This is a genomic window from Gallibacterium sp. ZY190522 (assembly GCF_054166015.1).
This window is the reverse complement of sequence record NZ_CM135118.1, coordinates 209392-225237: the sequence shown is the minus strand read 5'-3', so window position 1 is coordinate 225237 and position 15846 is coordinate 209392. Positions and strand designations below refer to the sequence as shown.

Sequence of the window (15846 nt, the reverse complement as noted above, 5' to 3'; positions counted from 1 at the left end):
GAACGAACCATTTATTTTATAAAAACAACAAAATTAACTTAAATAAATTTGAATTTGGAGTAGAATGATTAAAATCATTTAGGGTTATTATTAGTATTTTATAGTAACCAAATATTATATTTTATAAAACAAAAGCAAGACGTTTACTGTAAATAATTTTACAATAAATTCATCTATTTTTACGGAGAACTTTAATGATATTTAATATTATCCAAGCAAGCAAGCAAGCAAGCAAGCAAGCAAGCAAGCAAGCAAGCAAGCAAGCAAGCAAGCAAGCAAGCAAGCAAGCAAGCAAGCTAACCACAAAAGATCCCCCCCTGTCTAATTTTTTATCTCTATTTTTGACATTTTTTCATCACATTTATAACTAACGCATTTCAGGAGATAAAAATGAAGACAAATATTTTATTTACCCTTTCTACTCTCACTATTGCCGTTAATGCAGCCGCTGCTGTAGGTGAGCCCGTTAAACAAGGCACAAGCAATAATGGTGGTTTAGCTGTTGGTGAATCTGCAACTGCCACTGCAAGCTCTTCTGTTGCTATGGGGCAAGGAGCCAAGGCATCTGCTAATTATGCCAATGCTATCGGTGGTGGTAGCCAAGCTTTAAAACAAGGTGCCATTGCATTAGGGCAAGCAACAGTCGCAAAAGAAGACTATACGATTGCTGTTGGCTTTGGTGCGCAAGCTAATGCTGGGAAGGCTATTGGAATTGGTTATGGTACAAGGGCTAATGGTACTAGCTCACAAGCTATCGGAGACTCTGCAAAGGCAGAAGGAAATAAGGCAAATGCTATTGGACCAAATGCGGAAGCGAAGGGAAATATGTCCAATGCGATTGGTTCTGGAGCTAAAGCAAATGCTGATTATACTACCGCAATCGGCGGTGGTAGCCAATCCTTAAAACAAGGTGCTATTTCAATAGGGCAAGCAACAGTGGCAAAAGAAGATAATACGATTGCTGTTGGTTTCGGCGCGCAAGCTAATGCATCTGGTGCTATGGGATTTGGCTATGGTGCAAAAGCCAATGCAAATAATTCCATAGCTTTTGGCGGTACCAATGATGTTGCAAATACGGCATCTTTTAATAACCGAAAAATCACTAATGTGTCTAATGGTAACATAGCACAAAACAGTAAAGAGGTGGTTAATGGTGGACAACTCTATACTGTACAAGAAGATTTAAAGAAAAAAGTGGATAGTGGCACAGTAGAAGGGGCAGGTTCACTAGCTGTTGGCAAAAGTGCAGAAGCCAAGGGTTATATCGCAACGGCTATTGGCTATGGTCATGCCCTTGATACGTATACTGTTGCTATGGGTGTCAATGCCTATGCCTACAATATGAATGGCATTGCCATTGGTACATTAGCAAAAGCAGGTGCAACTAATGAGGACTATGCTAATGCGGATATCTTTGATCGCATTGACCCTGAAACAGGTAAACCTTTATATAATGTTTCCCCTGGTGACGATCCTCGTACGATCCGCTCGGGGGCTATCGCTATCGGTAATTCAGCAGAAGCGGTTGGGTATCGTAATACTGTTATAGGTGAAGCTGCCAAAGCAGGTATTATTATTGACCGTGATGCATATAATCATCCAAATAAATTTGGCTTAGGTGCTGTGGGGGCAACGGCGATTGGTGCGGCAGCCATTGCTGGAGGAAGTCAGGCTACTGTTGTTGGTAATGGTGCGGTTGCGGAAGGAAAACTCAGTGTGGGAATGGGAACTCGTAGTTATACAACTGGCAAAGCGGATACGGCTGTTGGAACTTACTCTGTGGTAACAGAAGATAGTGCAGTAGCACTTGGTGCATATGCTCGTGCAGATCATAAAAATTCTGTTGCTTTAGGAAACAGTTCAATTACCGAAGATGTTAAAGCAACTGCTTCTACAACCATTAATGGTAAAGAATATACGTTTGCAGGTGGCGATCAATCGCAAGTGGTAGGAACCGTTAGTATTGGTGGAAAAGGCGTTGTTGGTTATACCGATACTACCAATGAAGGGCATTGGAATGATCCTGCTCATTATACGAATGGTAATGGTCGTACCGATATGGATAATGCCATCTATCGTACTATCACCAATGTCGCAGCTGGTCGTATTAACGCAGATAGTACCGATGCAATTAATGGTAGCCAGTTATACGCTGTTATGGGTGCAACTGAAGAGAACAGAAAACTTATTGAAAATAATGCCATCAATCTTGCACAAACTGATCACCGTATAAATCGCCGTATAGATAGTGTTGAAGAAGAATCTCGTGCAGGTGATGCGATGAACAGAAAACTTATTGAAAATAATACCATCAAGCTTGCACAAACTGATCACCGTATAAATCGTCGTATAGATAGTGTCGAAGAAGAATCTCGTGCAGGTGATGTGATGAATGCTGCATTAGCCGCATTAAAACCATTGCAATATGATCCTAATGAGAAATTTCAAGTGATGGCAGGTACTGGGCGTTTTAAAGACAAACAAGGATTTGCGTTGGGTGTGGCTCATCACATCAACGAGAACTTGTTGTTAAATGCTGGGGCAGCTTATTCAGGCAGTAAGTATAAAATGTGGAATGCAGGTATCACTTATCGCTTTGGTTCATCAAACCAAAAAGCGCCTGTTATCAAGGTATCTAATGATGAACAACGCATTCGTTCTCTTGAGCAAGAAAATATGATGCTAAAACAACGTTTAGCAGCGATTGAAGCGAAATTATCTAAATTAAAATAAAGATTATTAAGCCAAATAAAAAGACTTAACGCTGATCTGCACCCCAAAAGTTGGACTTATTATCCAGCAACAGAGGTGCAGATTTTTTATGACCAAATACAACCAAAAATTTAAACAACAAGTTGTACATTTCTACTTTCAACACCACGAAACGCTTTCTTTAACCTGTCATACATTACTAGAATTTATTATTAAAGAATATGTTCGTTATTAAGCAGGGCAGAATACAATTAAAATTAAATGGACTGAATCCTGTTCGATACAGAATTCAGTCCTTAAATGAGCATCCAACTTTTCAGGGTCAGATTACTTTTCAGCCAAACAAAAAATTATGCAGCAAACGGATCTTGTAAAATCATTGTTTGAACACGATCTGGGCCTGTTGATAGAATCGCAATCGGCACACCGGTAACTTCTTCAATACGTTTGATGTATTTACGTGCATTTTCAGGCAATTGATTAAAATCGGTAACACCGAAAGTATTCTCTGACCAACCGGGTAAAGTTTCATAAACCGGCTCAACCCCTTCCCATTTTTCCGCAGCTAATGGTGCGTATTCAAGGATTTCACCATTTGGCATTTTATATGCAACACAAATTTTAATTTCTTTAAATCCATCTAATACATCAAGTTTGGTCATACAAAAACCGGAAATAGAATTTAATTGAATGGCACGACGAACTGCCACCGCATCAAACCAACCACAACGGCGAGGGCGACCGGTTACTGCTCCAAATTCATTTCCTTTACGGGCAATTTCCATACCAACTTCATCAAACAATTCTGTTGTAAATGGCCCACCACCAACACGAGTGCAATAGGCTTTGATAATTCCCAATACATAATCAAGATTACGCGGCCCGAAACCTGAACCAGTTGCTACACCGCCGGCAGTAGTATTTGAACTGGTAACATATGGATAAGTACCGTGGTCAATATCCAACATTGTACCTTGTGCGCCTTCAAACAGAATATTGTCACCTCTTGCTCTCGCTTGATGCAAAATAGTAGTTACATCTGCCACCATAGCCTTGATAATATCAGCAACTGCTTGAATATCCGCAAGCGTTTTATCATAATCGACCGGTTCAACTTTGTAGTAATGCACTAATTGGAAATTGTAGTAATCCAAAACATTTTTTAATTTTTCCGCAAATACTTGCATATTGAATAAATCGCCAACACGTAAACCACGGCGAGCAACTTTATCTTCATAAGCCGGCCCAATACCACGCCCAGTTGTACCAATTGCTTTTTTACCCAATGCTGCTTCACGTGCGTGATCCATCGCTACGTGATAAGGTAAAATTAACGGACAAGCTTCAGAAATTAACAAGCGGTTACGAACATCCACACCTTTAGATTCCAATTCCCCCATTTCCTGCATTAATGCAGAAGGCGATAGCACCACGCCGTTACCAATCATACAAGTTACATTTTGACGCAAAATGCCTGATGGAATAAGGCGTAATACTGTTTTTTCGCCATTAATAATTAAAGTATGCCCTGCATTGTGTCCACCTTGATAACGAACAACATATTTCACACGATCCGTTAAAAGATCAACAACTTTACCCTTTCCTTCGTCGCCCCATTGAGCGCCAAGAACTGCTACACTTTTTCCCATAATTTTACCTTTAGGTTCTCTATTTCAGTTTAAAAAAATCTATCCTAGCCAAGAAAATACTTTACTACCAGATACATAAAATGCCAAACCAATCTTTTTCCAAATTCAACATAAAAAAAGCCTCTATTGAGGCTTTTCAGTTACTTTTGTCCTTGTGGACGTTGCATAAATTGGAAAAACTCACTATCCGGTTTCAAAATCATCATATTATCGGATTGAGCAAAACTCTTTTCATAAGCTTTTAAACTACGAATAAAGTTATAAAATTCCGGTGCTTGTCCAAAACTGTCAGCATAAATTTTCGCTGCAACAGCATCACCTTCCCCACGTAACTCTTGTGCAGTTTTATTTGCATTAGCTAAGATCACGGTTACTTTACGATCAACATCCGCCTGAATAAATGCCGCTTTTTCACGGCCTTGAGAGCGGTGTTCACGTGCTACTGCATCACGTTCTGCACGCATACGCTGATAAATGGAAGAAGAAACTTCCACCGGCAAATTAATTTGTTTAATACGAACATCTACTACTTCAATACCCAATTCTGAGGTGCTTTCCGCTCCTGTATTTAAGGCTTTTTTCGCATCCAGCATTAATTCACCTCGAGTTCCGGAAACAATATCTTTAATGGTACGAGAACCAATTTCAGAACGTAAACGATCATTGACTTTACGTCTTAACAGGCTATCTGCACGCAAATAATCCCCACCACCGGTTGAAGTGTAGAATTTACCAAAATCGGCAATACGCCATTTCACATAAGAATCAACTAATAAGTCCTTTTTCTCAACGGTTACAAAGCGATCCGCTTGCCCATCTAAAGTTTGGATTCTCGCATTTAAAATCTTAATTCCATCAATAAATGGAATTTTAAAATGCAATCCCGGACTATATACCACCACTTTATTATCAGCATCACGTTGTACTTTGCTAAAACGCAACATAATACCTCTTGTGCCTTCAGGTACTACAATAATGCTGGCGTAAACAATAACCGCAATCACAGCTAAAATAGGAATTACAAACTTACGCATCATTAAAATCTCCCTTGACGATCTACTTCAATTGTTGTTTGTCCTTTTGCATCTGTGACCGGTTTAGTCATTGGTGCTGATGATGTTAGCGGCACTTTCGGCATATCGTTCACTTTTTGATGCTGTTCGCTCGAATCCTCTGAACTTTTCTTCCCTTGTTTTAACAGCTGTTCCAACGGCAACACAGTTAAATTATTGCTATTATCCAATAACACCTTTGGTGTTCCCGCCATCACTTTTTCCATAGATTCCAAATATAAACGGTCTTTCAATAATTCAGGATTTGCTTTAAACCCAGGCAATAATTTAGCAAAACGTTCCGCTTCACCTTGTGCATCCAATACAACCTGTTCTTTATAAGCTGTCGCCTGTTCTACAATACGTTGTGCATTACCGCGCGCAATTGGTTCACGCTCTCTAGCGTAAGCTTCTGCTTCACGAATCAAACGTTGTTCGTCTTCTTGAGCTTTAATAGCATCATCAAATGCATCTTTAACTTCTTCCGGTGGACGGGCAGATTGGAAGTTAACATCAATGACTTCTAAGCCCATATTGTAAGGTTTAATAATGTCATTCAATGATTTCCAAGTCCGTTCACGCACTACAGAACGCCCTGTTGTCAAAATATTATCCATTGTCATATGACCAATAACATAACGCAATGCACTGTCTGTCGCTTGACTTAAACTATCTTGAGGATCGACCACATTAAAAAGATAACGTGCTGGATCCTGAATACGATACTGTACGGTCATTTCAACCGTAACCATATTTTCATCCTGCGTTAACATTGAACCTTGAGTTTTCAGTTCACTGATGCGTTCCACATTAACCGGAATCACACTATCAATAAAAGTTGGTTTCCAATTTAAACCCGGTTGAACGATCTTTTCCAATTTCCCAAAACGCAATACCACACCACGTTCTGCTTCTTTGATAGTATAAAATCCTGAAACTACCCAAACAATCACGGCAATAATCACCGCAAAAATAGCTAATTTACCGAAACCTTTAGAAGAAATTGCCGCACTTGAAGGACGTTGTGGATTATTATTTCCTTGCCCACCTTGATTCAATTTATTGAAAAATTTTGATAACTCTTCAAGCAAATCAGGTGGATTATTGTCATTATTTTGTTGTTGATTTGGTTTTTGATCTTGTCCAGATGTGCTATTTCCTTTGTTCTCTTGCTTATCCGAACTTCCCGGCTTTGACCAAGGATCCTGCCCTGAATCATTCCACGACATATTTTTCTCCTTTTAAGTGATAAAAGACTATAAAAACGATTTATGCAAATTCAAGTATCACACTTGTTTGTGTTCACACTAAAAAACAAAATTACAGAATAATGTAATTTTTGCAAAGTGTTCAGTCTAAACAAAATCCGCTGATAAGTCTAACAAAATTCCCTAACTTATTGATGGGCTTGCAGCAAATTTAAGCTCAGATTTATAATGCTGATCCTATTAAATTTATATTGTTATCTTTATGTTGGCTTTATTTATTGCAATCGCTATTTGGGGCAGCTCATTACCAATCGGGAAATTAGCATATCACTCTTTTGAACCGGTAATTTTAGTGCAATTTCGTTTTTGTATTGCTGCTTTTATTGTTTTACCAACCTTTATGCGTTGCTATCACCATATCGCATCACATCATTACAAACAATTAATATGGCTCTCTTTTCTCAATTACCCTGTTGTTTTTCTCTTACAATTTATAGGCTTAAAATACACTTCCGCTTCCAGTGCAGTAACAATGCTCGGTTTACAACCCTTGATTATGGTATTTGTCGGCGATCTCTTCTTTAAAGAAAAAACTGGAAAATTTGACTATTTTCTCGGACTACTCGCATTTATCGGCATCGCCTTAGTGGTGAGCGATGATGATCCGAACAGTCAAATTGATGTTTTAGGTTGTTTTTTAGTGTTAGCTTCCACCGTCGTTTTCGCTTTCACCACCCGTTGGGCTAAAGCGATAATGAAAGAAATTTCTCCTCGTAATTACACCGCCATTACTATCGTACTAGGAATGCTGTTATGCTTGCCATTCACCCTATTATTAAATCAACAATGGCATTTTAATCCACCTATGATCGATCTCATCGCCCTCCTTTATCTAGGTATTGTTTGCAGTTGGCTAGCACCAAAAATCTGGAATAGCGGTTTACCATTCGTTTCAGCTAATATTTCCGGCGTGATCTCGGCACTTGAACCGATATTCGGCATTATTTTCGCTATATTGTTCTTACATGAAAAAATAAATTGGAAAATTGCAAGCGGTATTCTGCTCGTTTTAGGCGTAACCCTCGTTTTCATTCTGCACACTATCCGACAGAGAACGGCAAACAGCCACACATAAACCGCCCTATCTTCAAAATCTTTGGAACATCGCTATAATAACGAACTATCATAACCAACAAAATGGAGATAAAAATGAATCAAATTAAATTAAATCAGCCAGCCAGCCAGCCAGCCAGCCAGCCAGCCAGCCAGCCAGCCAGCCAGCCAGCCAGCCAGCCAGCCAGCCAGCCAGCCAGCCAGCCAGCCAGCCAGCCAGCCAGCCAGCCAGCCAGCCAGCAGGATTGTAGTGCCAGCCTCGCACAACAGCAAGCGTTTTTAAACGATTTAGATGCCCGTTTATGGGCAGCGGCGGATAAGTTAAGAAACCAGCTAGACGCTGCCAACTACAAACACATCGTTCTCGGTTTTATCTTCTTAAAATACATCTCCGACAGCTTCACCGCCTTTCGTGAAAAGCTCCAAGCCCAGTTGCAAGATCCCGAAAATCCCCTTTATCTTGACCCCAACGACTATTCCCCCGAAGACTACCAAGCCTTGCTCCACAGCGAAATGGAACTGCAAGACAACTACACCGCTGAAAACATCTTTTGGGTGCCAGATGCCTTGGAGACCCGCAGACCTTGAACAGCGTGCAGGTAGAATTGTCCGTCAGGGAAATGAAAATAAGGAGGTTCATATTTATCGTTATGTAACGGAAAATACCTTTGATGCGTATTTGTGGCAGACGATTGAAAATAAGCAGAAGTTCATTTCTCAGATTATGACAAGCAAAACCCCAGTCAGAGTGGCAGAAGATGTGGACGCAAGCTCCCTAAACTATGCAGAAATTAAGGCACTTGCCACAGGTGATCCCAAAATTAAAGAGAAAATGGACTTGGATAACGAGGTTACAAAGCTGAAAATGCTGGAGGCAAACTACAAATCCAATCGGTATCGAATTAGAAGATAAGGTTGTCAAAACATATCCTGAGGAAATCGCAAGGCTTGAGACACTGATTGAAGCTGTTAAAAAGGATATAGCAAGGGTAGAACCACAAGGAGATGGCGAAAACAAGTTTACTTCTATGACCATTAACGGAGTGAAGATAATGGATAAAAAAGAAGCAGGCAAAAAGCTACTTGAAGCTATAAAGACTGTAAAAATCAATGAGAGTAAGGTTGCCGGCAAATATCGAAATATGGACCTGGAGGTGAGTTACAACTTCTTTACCAATGAGCATAATTTCAGCTTAAATGGTGCTTCTAAAACTATGGGAGAGCTTGGAACGAGTGTAGACGGTAATATCACAAGACTTGATAATGCCATTGAAAAAATGCCTGAAACAGTTAAAAGACTGGAGGACAAACTTGTAAGCACTAAAGAACAGCTTGAAAACGCTAAGGAAGAACTTACAAAGCCTTTTGAAAAGGTAGAAGAGCTTAAAAACAAGGTATTAAGGCTGGCAGAGTTAAATAAGCTTTTAGATATGGGAGAGGTGGAAGAAAAGGAAAATCTCAATCCACTTGTAGAAGATGTGAAAAGAGCCATTATTGACTTTTGCAACAGAGAGTATGAAGAAAACTATAGCTATGAAGATTTTAATACGCTGTATCCAGATTTAAAGCATATAGGCATTGCTTATACGAATACGCCTGATGAAAAACACGAGATACAGTACGAGCTTAATCTTGAGGACTTTACGGCAAGTCAGCTTATAAACGGCAAAAAGATAAGTCATTTCGATTATGTGAAAGAATATGGCAGCGAAGAAAAGGCTCTTGAAGTCATGAAGTCATGAAGTCTGAAATAGCATATGGTGACTTTGGCGAGTTTGTTTCCGTTGATGAGCAAGCACTAAAACAGGCGTTAGGACTTGAAATTGACGATGATGGTAATTTTTATGATCCTCTTGCCAAGGATTTGGATAATGACGGAGTACCTGACAGGTATGATAATGATTTTAGAGACAGCGGCTACTTTGAGTCTACTTACGATGTAGAAGATAATCTTCACGCCAAGGAAGAAAAACCGTCTATCTTAGGGCAGATTAAGTCGTTCCAAGCGGAACAAAGAGAAAAAGAAGTAAAAGACACAAAAGCAAAAGAACATGATGAACGATAAGGGGCTTAGTTTAAGTCCCTTTTCAATTTTTAACAACAAATATGGAGGTATGGACAATGAATTACAAGGAAATGAGAAACGCAATCGAACAAATGGCAAATGAGAACCACAAGGACTTTACAAAGGCTCTAATCAGCTTTGAGAAAGGCATTAACGACAAGGATGCACTTGATAAGCTTTATGATGAGTATATGGAAAAAGACTCTATGAGCCTACTAAACGAGGAATTTGACTATATGATTGATGAGCTTCGTGAAAGTGGTCAGATGAAAGAAAATAAGATTGTGCAAAAGGATGATAATGACCTAGTCAACATTGTCGGCAATGTAGTAGGAAAAGTTGAGGTGGTAGAACGAGAAAACAAGAAGGGAGAACCTTTTAAAGTGGTCAACTTCTCCGTTGTATCAAAGGACGAAAATGGTAATAAACAGTATACGAATTGCCTGCTTATGGGGATAAAGGAGATATTCCAAAGGGCTTTAAACAGGGTGATTTTGTAAAGCTCTTCGGTCAAGAGAGAAAATCCATTGACTAAAATGGAAAGGAGCATACCAATGTTAGAATCCTTTCTGCTAAGCTCTTAAAAGCGAAAGAGAAAATGAAGAGCCAGGAAGAAAAGAAAGAGTCCATTCTTGGGGCAATCAAGAAGTTTAAGGCAGAAGAAAAAGTAAAGCCTAACGAAAAGAAAAAGGCTTCTAAAGAAGCTGAGAGATAAGTGTTTGTCGGTGTAGTCTTCGGACTGCACCGACTATTTTTTTATGTAGAATTAAAAACGAAAATATGCTATACCATTATGGATAAAAAATCCACATAAATGGAGTGAGGACTAGGAAAAATGAAATTCAATTACAATGGATTATGGAAAACCTTGATAGATAAAAATATGAAGAAAAAAGACCTAATTGATAGAACAGGAGTTTCACCTACTACGATTTCAAAAATGGTCAAGGGTGAAGCTGTTTCGCTTACGATTATTGGAAAAATTTGCGAAGAACTGGGAACGGATATTGGGGATTTAATCTGTATTGAAAAGAATATAAAGGAAGATGAATAAATGGCGTTTACAATAGATGTAGATGAGGGGAAATGGAGCAAAGATGTTCTAAAAATCCTACTTATTGATAGAACAACAAGGAGAAATATCGTCTGGGGAACAGATGATTATGAAACTTTAGGTAGAGAATATAATTCGCATTTTCCTATTTTGATTGAGCTTATTACTGGTAGTCATTCGGATGTTATTCAGCCGAGGATATTAAAAACAAAAGAAAATCAAGGAAATAGAACAAAAGAAAAAGCGGAGGTTTTTACGCCAAGTTGGGTTTGCAATGCACAAAATAATCTTGTGGATAATGCTTGGTTTGGGCGTGAAGATGTATTTAATAGGGAAACTGAAAAGGGCTGGGAAACAAGCACAGATAAAATCATATTCCCTGAACAAAAGAATAAAACTTGGCAAAAATATGTTGATGAAAGAAGACTTGAAATCACTTGTGGAGAAGCACCTTACTTAGTGAGCAGATATGATACAGTCACTGGAGAACCATTGGCACTAAAAGATAGGATAGGTATTCTTGATCGGAAAATGCGAGTTGTGAGTGAAAATACTCACAGTGAGACTGAATGGTTAAAATGGTCTGAAAGAGCTTTTCAAAGTGTATATGGATTTGAATTTCAAGGAGATAGCCTTCTTATCGCAAGGGAAAATCTACTCGCTTCATATTGCGATTATATGGAAGATATGTTAGATAGGCAACCTACAGAAAAAGAACTAATAAATATTGCAAAGATTATTTCTTGGAATTTATGGCAGATGGATGGTTTGACATACACAATTCCTTACGAAAAAGCAGTAGAGCCTATCACACAAATGAGTATCTTTGACTTCAAAAAAAAGGACGAAAAAAGCTTGTGTATTATAAAAGATTGGAGAGCAAAGAAAAATTATACTTTCCAAGACCTGGCAAATAAAGGTGGTAATTAAATGAATAAGACGAAAATAGAAGCAATAGATATACTTGACAGGATTATAATTGGTCGTGTAGAACCTCATATCTATGCTTTTACAACAAATACAGTACCAAATTATCTCAAAGTTGGAGATACATACAGACCAGTATCTCAAAGATTAAACGAGTGGAGAGTGTTTTATCCTGAACTTGAGAAACAGTACGAGAATAAAGCTATCATTGATGAAGAAACTTATTTTAGAGATTATGCAATTCATCAATATCTTGAGCAGGATTTAAATAAGGAAAGATTAAAACCTGAAGACTTGGAAGATGGTATCTACTACAGTAGAGAATTTTTCAAGGAAGTTGATGCGGGGAATATTGATGATGCTATTGAAGATATAAAGAAAAGTCACGAAATAAACTCAGGTAAATATGAATATTATAGTTCAAAAAATAGACTACCACAGACTTTCCACTACGAAAGAGGTGAAAAATGGACTTTAAGACCAAATCAACAATCAGCTGTAGATAGCTTTGTTAGAGCTGTGAATAATGGTCGAAAAAATTTGCTCATGTATGCGGTTATGCGTTTTGGAAAGTCCTTTACCTCTCTTTGTTGTGCATTAGAAATCTCTGCAAATATTGTTTTGGTTGTATCGGCAAAAGCTGATGTAAAAGACGAATGGAAGAAAACGGTTGAGGGAGCAGGCAATTTTTCAGAGTATGTGTTTTTGGAAGCCTATGACCTAACTGCAAATGAAAATGCTATTAAGAAAAAAAGGGCAGAGAATAAAAAAGTCGTCCTCTTTTTAACTTTGCAAGATTTACAGGGTGATGAAATTAAAGACAAGCATAAAGAGCTTTTTGAGGAACAAGTTGACCTATTAATCATCGATGAAACTCATTTTGGAGCTAGAGCAGAATCTTTTGGGAAAATTTTAGAAAACGCTGGCTATGAAAAATCTGATAAGGTAAATATCAATAAACTTAATGATGAGAACATTGATGTGAATGTGGCTGAAAAAGAACTAAAACAAATAAATGCAAGTATTAGATTGCACTTGTCGGGTACACCATATCGCATTTTAATGGGAAGCGAGTTTGAAAAAGAAGATATTATTTCGTTTGTACAATTTTCCGATATAGTCAAAGAGCAAGAAGAATGGGATAAAAACAATCTCAACAAAGACGGCATAAATGAGTGGGACAATCCATATTACGGATTTCCGCAGATGGTTAGATTTGCGTTTAATCCCAATGAATCTTCTCGTAAAAAAATGGATGATCTTAGAAGTAGTGGGGTTACTTTTGCTTTTTCAAAACTATTTGAGCCTATGTCAATCAAAAAAGACGCAAAAAATAATGGGCATAAGAAATTCAAAAATGAAACTGAGATATTAGATTTGCTTCAAGTTATTGATGGCAGCAAAGAAGATGAAAACCTGCTTGGTTTTTTGGATTACGATAAAATCAAGGAAGGTAAGATGTGTCAACATATGGTAATGGTTCTTCCATATTGTGCTTCTTGCGATGCAATGGAAGAGCTTTTAAGCACGAAAAAAGATACTTTTAAAAATCTAGGCGAATATGAAATTATTAATATTTCTGGTGTAGATGCGGGTAGAACATATAAAAAACCAAGTGATATTAAGAATAAAATCAAGAAATGCGAAGAAGAAGGAAAGAAGACCATAACTCTAACTGTCAATAGAATGCTTACAGGCTCTACAGTTGAGCAATGGGACACTATGCTTTATTTTAAGGACACATCATCTCCACAAGAATATGATCAGTCGATTTTTAGATTGCAAAATCAGCATATTAGAACCTTATCTAGTGAAAAAGGAGTCATTAAAGAAAATTTGAAGCCTCAAACACTACTTGTTGATTTTGATCCTAATCGTCTATTTAGAATGCAGGAACAAAAATCGCTGATTTATAACGTCAACACAGACAAAAATGGAAATAGCAAGTTAAAGGAAAGAATAGTTGAAGAACTTAGAATCTCTCCTGTTATTATGATGAATCATAATAAAATCAAAGAGGTAGATGCGACAAATATTTTAGAAGCAATTAGTCAATATAACAATCAAAGAAGTGTGTCAGATGAAGTATTAGATATACCAGTTGACTTATCTATGCTCAATGATGAAAGCATCAGGAAAGCTATTGAACAGCAAGCAGAATTCAATTCAAAGCAAGGACTTACAATAGATCCGAACCAAGGTGAAGGAGATGATTTTGACTTCGAGGATGGTGATGAGAAATCTCAAAATTCTGATGAAAACAAAGAACAATCAGAGACTAGCGATTATGTTGAAGAAAAAAGCGATAAAGAGGTAGAGAAGTTAGAGGGGCAGATTAAAACATATTATCAGAGGATTCTGTTCTTTTCTTTCTTAACAAAAGATAAAGTAGCTTCACTTGATGACATCTTGAGCGTGATTGACAAGGATGAAAATATTAGGTTATCACAGAATTTGTACTTAGATAAAGATATTGTTGCCAAAATAAGCAAGGTAATGGATCCGTTCAAGCGTAGCAGACTAGACTATAAGATACAGAATATCTCAATGCTTGCTTGCGATGAATCCGTTCTGCCACTTACGAGAGCAATGACATCTATCAAGAAGTTTAATAGAATGTCTGAATCAGAGGTTATTACACCGTCTAAGGTATGTGATGAAATGGTAGGCTTATTACCTGAAGATGGACTGAAAGAAATTGTGGCTAACCAAGATAAGCTTTTGGATATTGCAAGTAAATCAGGGGAATATGCCGTTTCGCTATATAAAAGATTGACATCTGAACTTGGATACTCGCATGAGGATGTAAGAGATATTATTTACTCGATCCCAACATCATCTATCGCATATGAATTTACAAGACGCTTCTATGAAATACTGGATATTAATGTCGAAAACATTGCGACAGAATTCAATGCGTACGACTTAATTAATGTAAAAAATGATAAAGATGAAGTCGATTATGAGAGCATAAGTAAGATATTAAGGCAGGAAAAACCATTTAGTAAAATAACATTAGAAGATAAAATAAAGGTAGGTGAAAGTACAGTGAAGTTTGGAGCAGTGATAGGAAATCCACCATATCAAGAGTCTACTAGTAAGGAGAGCAGACAAGCAAAACCAATATACCCATATTTTGTTTCAATAGCTAAGTCTATTGACCCACATTATGTTTCCATGATTACACCATCTCGTTGGTTTGCAGGTGGAATGGGGTTAGATTCATTCAGACAAGACATGATGAATGATTTAGCAATTTCTAGACTAGTTGATTATACTAATGCTAAAGATTGTTTTCCTGATATAAGTATTAGTGGCGGGGTTTCATACTTTTTAAAAACAAACAATACAAATGAAAACTGCCTTGTTGTAAGTAAACATGCTGGAAAAGAAAATAGAATGCATAGACCGTTAAATGAGTTTAATGTATTAGTTAGGTACAATGAAGCGGTTAATATAATAAGAAAAATATCTGTGTTAGGAGATGAAACATTAGATAAAATTATTAGTCCTATTAGTCCTTATGGATTGTCAACAAAGGTTCGCGGTGAAGAAGAAAAAGATGAAAAGAATGATGTGAAATTATATTCCAGTAAGGGAGTGACTTATATTTCTAAGGAAATAATTAGCAAGGGCTTAGATAGTATAGATACATTTAGAACTATGATAAGTCAGACAAGTGCAGAACACGCAGGCGAGCCATCAAAAGATGGCAAATTTCGAGTTTTAACCAAAACTATGTGCGTATTAGAACCAAAAGAGGTATGCACACACTCGTATATAGTCGCAGGAATGTTTAATAACAAAGTTGAAGCTAGCAATCTTACCAAGTACCTTACAGGGAAATTTGCAAGATTTCTTGTACTACAAGCTTTAACATCTATTCATCTATCAAGGGGAACATTTGTATTTGTTCCTGTCCAAGACTTTACTGAGCAATCAGATATTAATTGGTCAAAATCTATAGATGATATTGATGAGCAACTTTTTGATAAATATAACCTTTCGGAAGAAGAAAGGAAACATATAAAAAATTCAATTAAGGATATGTAGAGAGGAAAAACGA

At 37.5% G+C, this 15846-nt stretch carries 14 protein-coding genes and 1 pseudogene; 12 read left to right on the top strand and 3 right to left on the bottom strand.

Annotated features, from left to right (window positions below):
• Positions 1 to 194 precede the first annotated feature (194 nt).
• The 3 genes from ACXPAV_RS01040 (at position 195) to ACXPAV_RS01030 (ending at position 2947) form a co-directional block, all read left to right on the top strand.
• The gene (locus tag ACXPAV_RS01040; RefSeq protein WP_458003749.1) at positions 195 to 371 is read left to right on the top strand and encodes a hypothetical protein; all 177 of its coding nucleotides are present in this window, start codon (positions 195 to 197) and stop codon (positions 369 to 371) included.
• A gap of 19 nt (positions 372 to 390) precedes the next feature.
• Entirely contained in the window at positions 391 to 2733 is a 2343-nt protein-coding gene (locus tag ACXPAV_RS01035; RefSeq protein WP_458003748.1) for a YadA-like family protein, read from the top strand.
• 88 nt (positions 2734 to 2821) lie between these two features.
• Positions 2822 to 2947 carry a hypothetical protein gene (locus tag ACXPAV_RS01030; protein ID WP_458003747.1) on the top strand — a complete coding sequence of 42 codons (126 nt, stop codon included), beginning with the start codon at positions 2822 to 2824 and terminating at the stop codon, positions 2945 to 2947.
• Between the two features lie 115 nt (positions 2948 to 3062).
• On the opposite strand, the gene purA is transcribed toward ACXPAV_RS01030, so the two are convergent.
• The 3 genes from purA to hflK form a co-directional block, all read right to left on the bottom strand.
• Entirely contained in the window at positions 3063 to 4361 is a 1299-nt protein-coding gene (gene purA, locus ACXPAV_RS01025; RefSeq protein WP_018346750.1) for an adenylosuccinate synthase, read from the bottom strand.
• A gap of 140 nt (positions 4362 to 4501) precedes the next feature.
• Positions 4502 to 5395, bottom strand: coding sequence for a protease modulator HflC (hflC, locus tag ACXPAV_RS01020; RefSeq protein WP_039084830.1), 894 nt, complete (start codon positions 5393 to 5395; stop codon positions 4502 to 4504).
• A gap of 2 nt (positions 5396 to 5397) precedes the next feature.
• Positions 5398 to 6642, bottom strand: coding sequence for an FtsH protease activity modulator HflK (hflK, locus tag ACXPAV_RS01015; protein WP_458003746.1), 1245 nt, complete (start codon positions 6640 to 6642; stop codon positions 5398 to 5400).
• Positions 6643 to 6883: 241 nt separating this feature from the next.
• Here hflK and ACXPAV_RS01010 point away from each other — a divergent pair, with 241 nt between their 5' ends.
• From ACXPAV_RS01010 to ACXPAV_RS00970, 9 genes and pseudogenes are all read left to right on the top strand, one after another.
• On the top strand, positions 6884 to 7756 hold the full coding sequence (locus ACXPAV_RS01010) for a DMT family transporter (RefSeq protein ID WP_458003745.1): 873 nt from the start codon (positions 6884 to 6886) through the stop codon (positions 7754 to 7756).
• A gap of 74 nt (positions 7757 to 7830) precedes the next feature.
• Positions 7831 to 8295 (top strand): annotated as a pseudogene (locus ACXPAV_RS01005) (type I restriction-modification system subunit M N-terminal domain-containing protein); the annotation flags it as partial.
• A gap of 1 nt (position 8296) precedes the next feature.
• On the top strand, positions 8297 to 8647 hold the full coding sequence (locus ACXPAV_RS01000) for a hypothetical protein (protein ID WP_458003744.1): 351 nt from the start codon (positions 8297 to 8299) through the stop codon (positions 8645 to 8647).
• 139 nt (positions 8648 to 8786) lie between these two features.
• Complete coding sequence (locus ACXPAV_RS00995) at positions 8787 to 9476, top strand: hypothetical protein (RefSeq protein ID WP_458003743.1); 690 nt, start codon at positions 8787 to 8789, stop codon at positions 9474 to 9476.
• The gene (locus ACXPAV_RS00990) at positions 9473 to 9799 is read left to right on the top strand and encodes a hypothetical protein (protein WP_458003742.1); all 327 of its coding nucleotides are present in this window, start codon (positions 9473 to 9475) and stop codon (positions 9797 to 9799) included. Before ACXPAV_RS00995 ends, ACXPAV_RS00990 begins: the two co-directional genes overlap by 4 nt.
• A gap of 56 nt (positions 9800 to 9855) precedes the next feature.
• On the top strand, positions 9856 to 10299 hold the full coding sequence (locus ACXPAV_RS00985; protein ID WP_458003741.1) for a hypothetical protein: 444 nt from the start codon (positions 9856 to 9858) through the stop codon (positions 10297 to 10299).
• 335 nt (positions 10300 to 10634) lie between these two features.
• Complete coding sequence (locus ACXPAV_RS00980; protein ID WP_458003740.1) at positions 10635 to 10853, top strand: helix-turn-helix domain-containing protein; 219 nt, start codon at positions 10635 to 10637, stop codon at positions 10851 to 10853.
• The gene (locus tag ACXPAV_RS00975; protein WP_458003739.1) at positions 10854 to 11783 is read left to right on the top strand and encodes a hypothetical protein; all 930 of its coding nucleotides are present in this window, start codon (positions 10854 to 10856) and stop codon (positions 11781 to 11783) included.
• Complete coding sequence (locus ACXPAV_RS00970) at positions 11784 to 15833, top strand: Eco57I restriction-modification methylase domain-containing protein (RefSeq protein ID WP_458003738.1); 4050 nt, start codon at positions 11784 to 11786, stop codon at positions 15831 to 15833. It abuts the gene before it with no gap.
• The last annotated feature ends 13 nt before the right edge of the window (positions 15834 to 15846 follow it).

Excerpts from the sequence above, each read along its gene's own strand:
- ACXPAV_RS01040 (WP_458003749.1), top strand. The coding sequence starts at position 195 with ATGATATTTAATATTATCCAAGCAAGCAAGCAAGCAAGCAAGCAAGCA.
- ACXPAV_RS01035 (WP_458003748.1), top strand. The coding sequence starts at position 391 with ATGAAGACAAATATTTTATTTACCCTTTCTACTCTCACTATTGCCGTT.
- ACXPAV_RS01030 (WP_458003747.1), top strand. The coding sequence starts at position 2,822 with ATGACCAAATACAACCAAAAATTTAAACAACAAGTTGTACATTTCTAC.
- purA (WP_018346750.1), bottom strand. The coding sequence starts at position 4,361 with ATGGGAAAAAGTGTAGCAGTTCTTGGCGCTCAATGGGGCGACGAAGGA.
- hflC (WP_039084830.1), bottom strand. The coding sequence starts at position 5,395 with ATGCGTAAGTTTGTAATTCCTATTTTAGCTGTGATTGCGGTTATTGTT.
- hflK (WP_458003746.1), bottom strand. The coding sequence starts at position 6,642 with ATGTCGTGGAATGATTCAGGGCAGGATCCTTGGTCAAAGCCGGGAAGT.
- ACXPAV_RS01010 (WP_458003745.1), top strand. The coding sequence starts at position 6,884 with ATGTTGGCTTTATTTATTGCAATCGCTATTTGGGGCAGCTCATTACCA.
- ACXPAV_RS01000 (WP_458003744.1), top strand. The coding sequence starts at position 8,297 with ATGCCTTGGAGACCCGCAGACCTTGAACAGCGTGCAGGTAGAATTGTC.
- ACXPAV_RS00995 (WP_458003743.1), top strand. The coding sequence starts at position 8,787 with ATGGATAAAAAAGAAGCAGGCAAAAAGCTACTTGAAGCTATAAAGACT.
- ACXPAV_RS00990 (WP_458003742.1), top strand. The coding sequence starts at position 9,473 with ATGAAGTCTGAAATAGCATATGGTGACTTTGGCGAGTTTGTTTCCGTT.
- ACXPAV_RS00985 (WP_458003741.1), top strand. The coding sequence starts at position 9,856 with ATGAATTACAAGGAAATGAGAAACGCAATCGAACAAATGGCAAATGAG.
- ACXPAV_RS00980 (WP_458003740.1), top strand. The coding sequence starts at position 10,635 with ATGAAATTCAATTACAATGGATTATGGAAAACCTTGATAGATAAAAAT.
- ACXPAV_RS00975 (WP_458003739.1), top strand. The coding sequence starts at position 10,854 with ATGGCGTTTACAATAGATGTAGATGAGGGGAAATGGAGCAAAGATGTT.
- ACXPAV_RS00970 (WP_458003738.1), top strand. The coding sequence starts at position 11,784 with ATGAATAAGACGAAAATAGAAGCAATAGATATACTTGACAGGATTATA.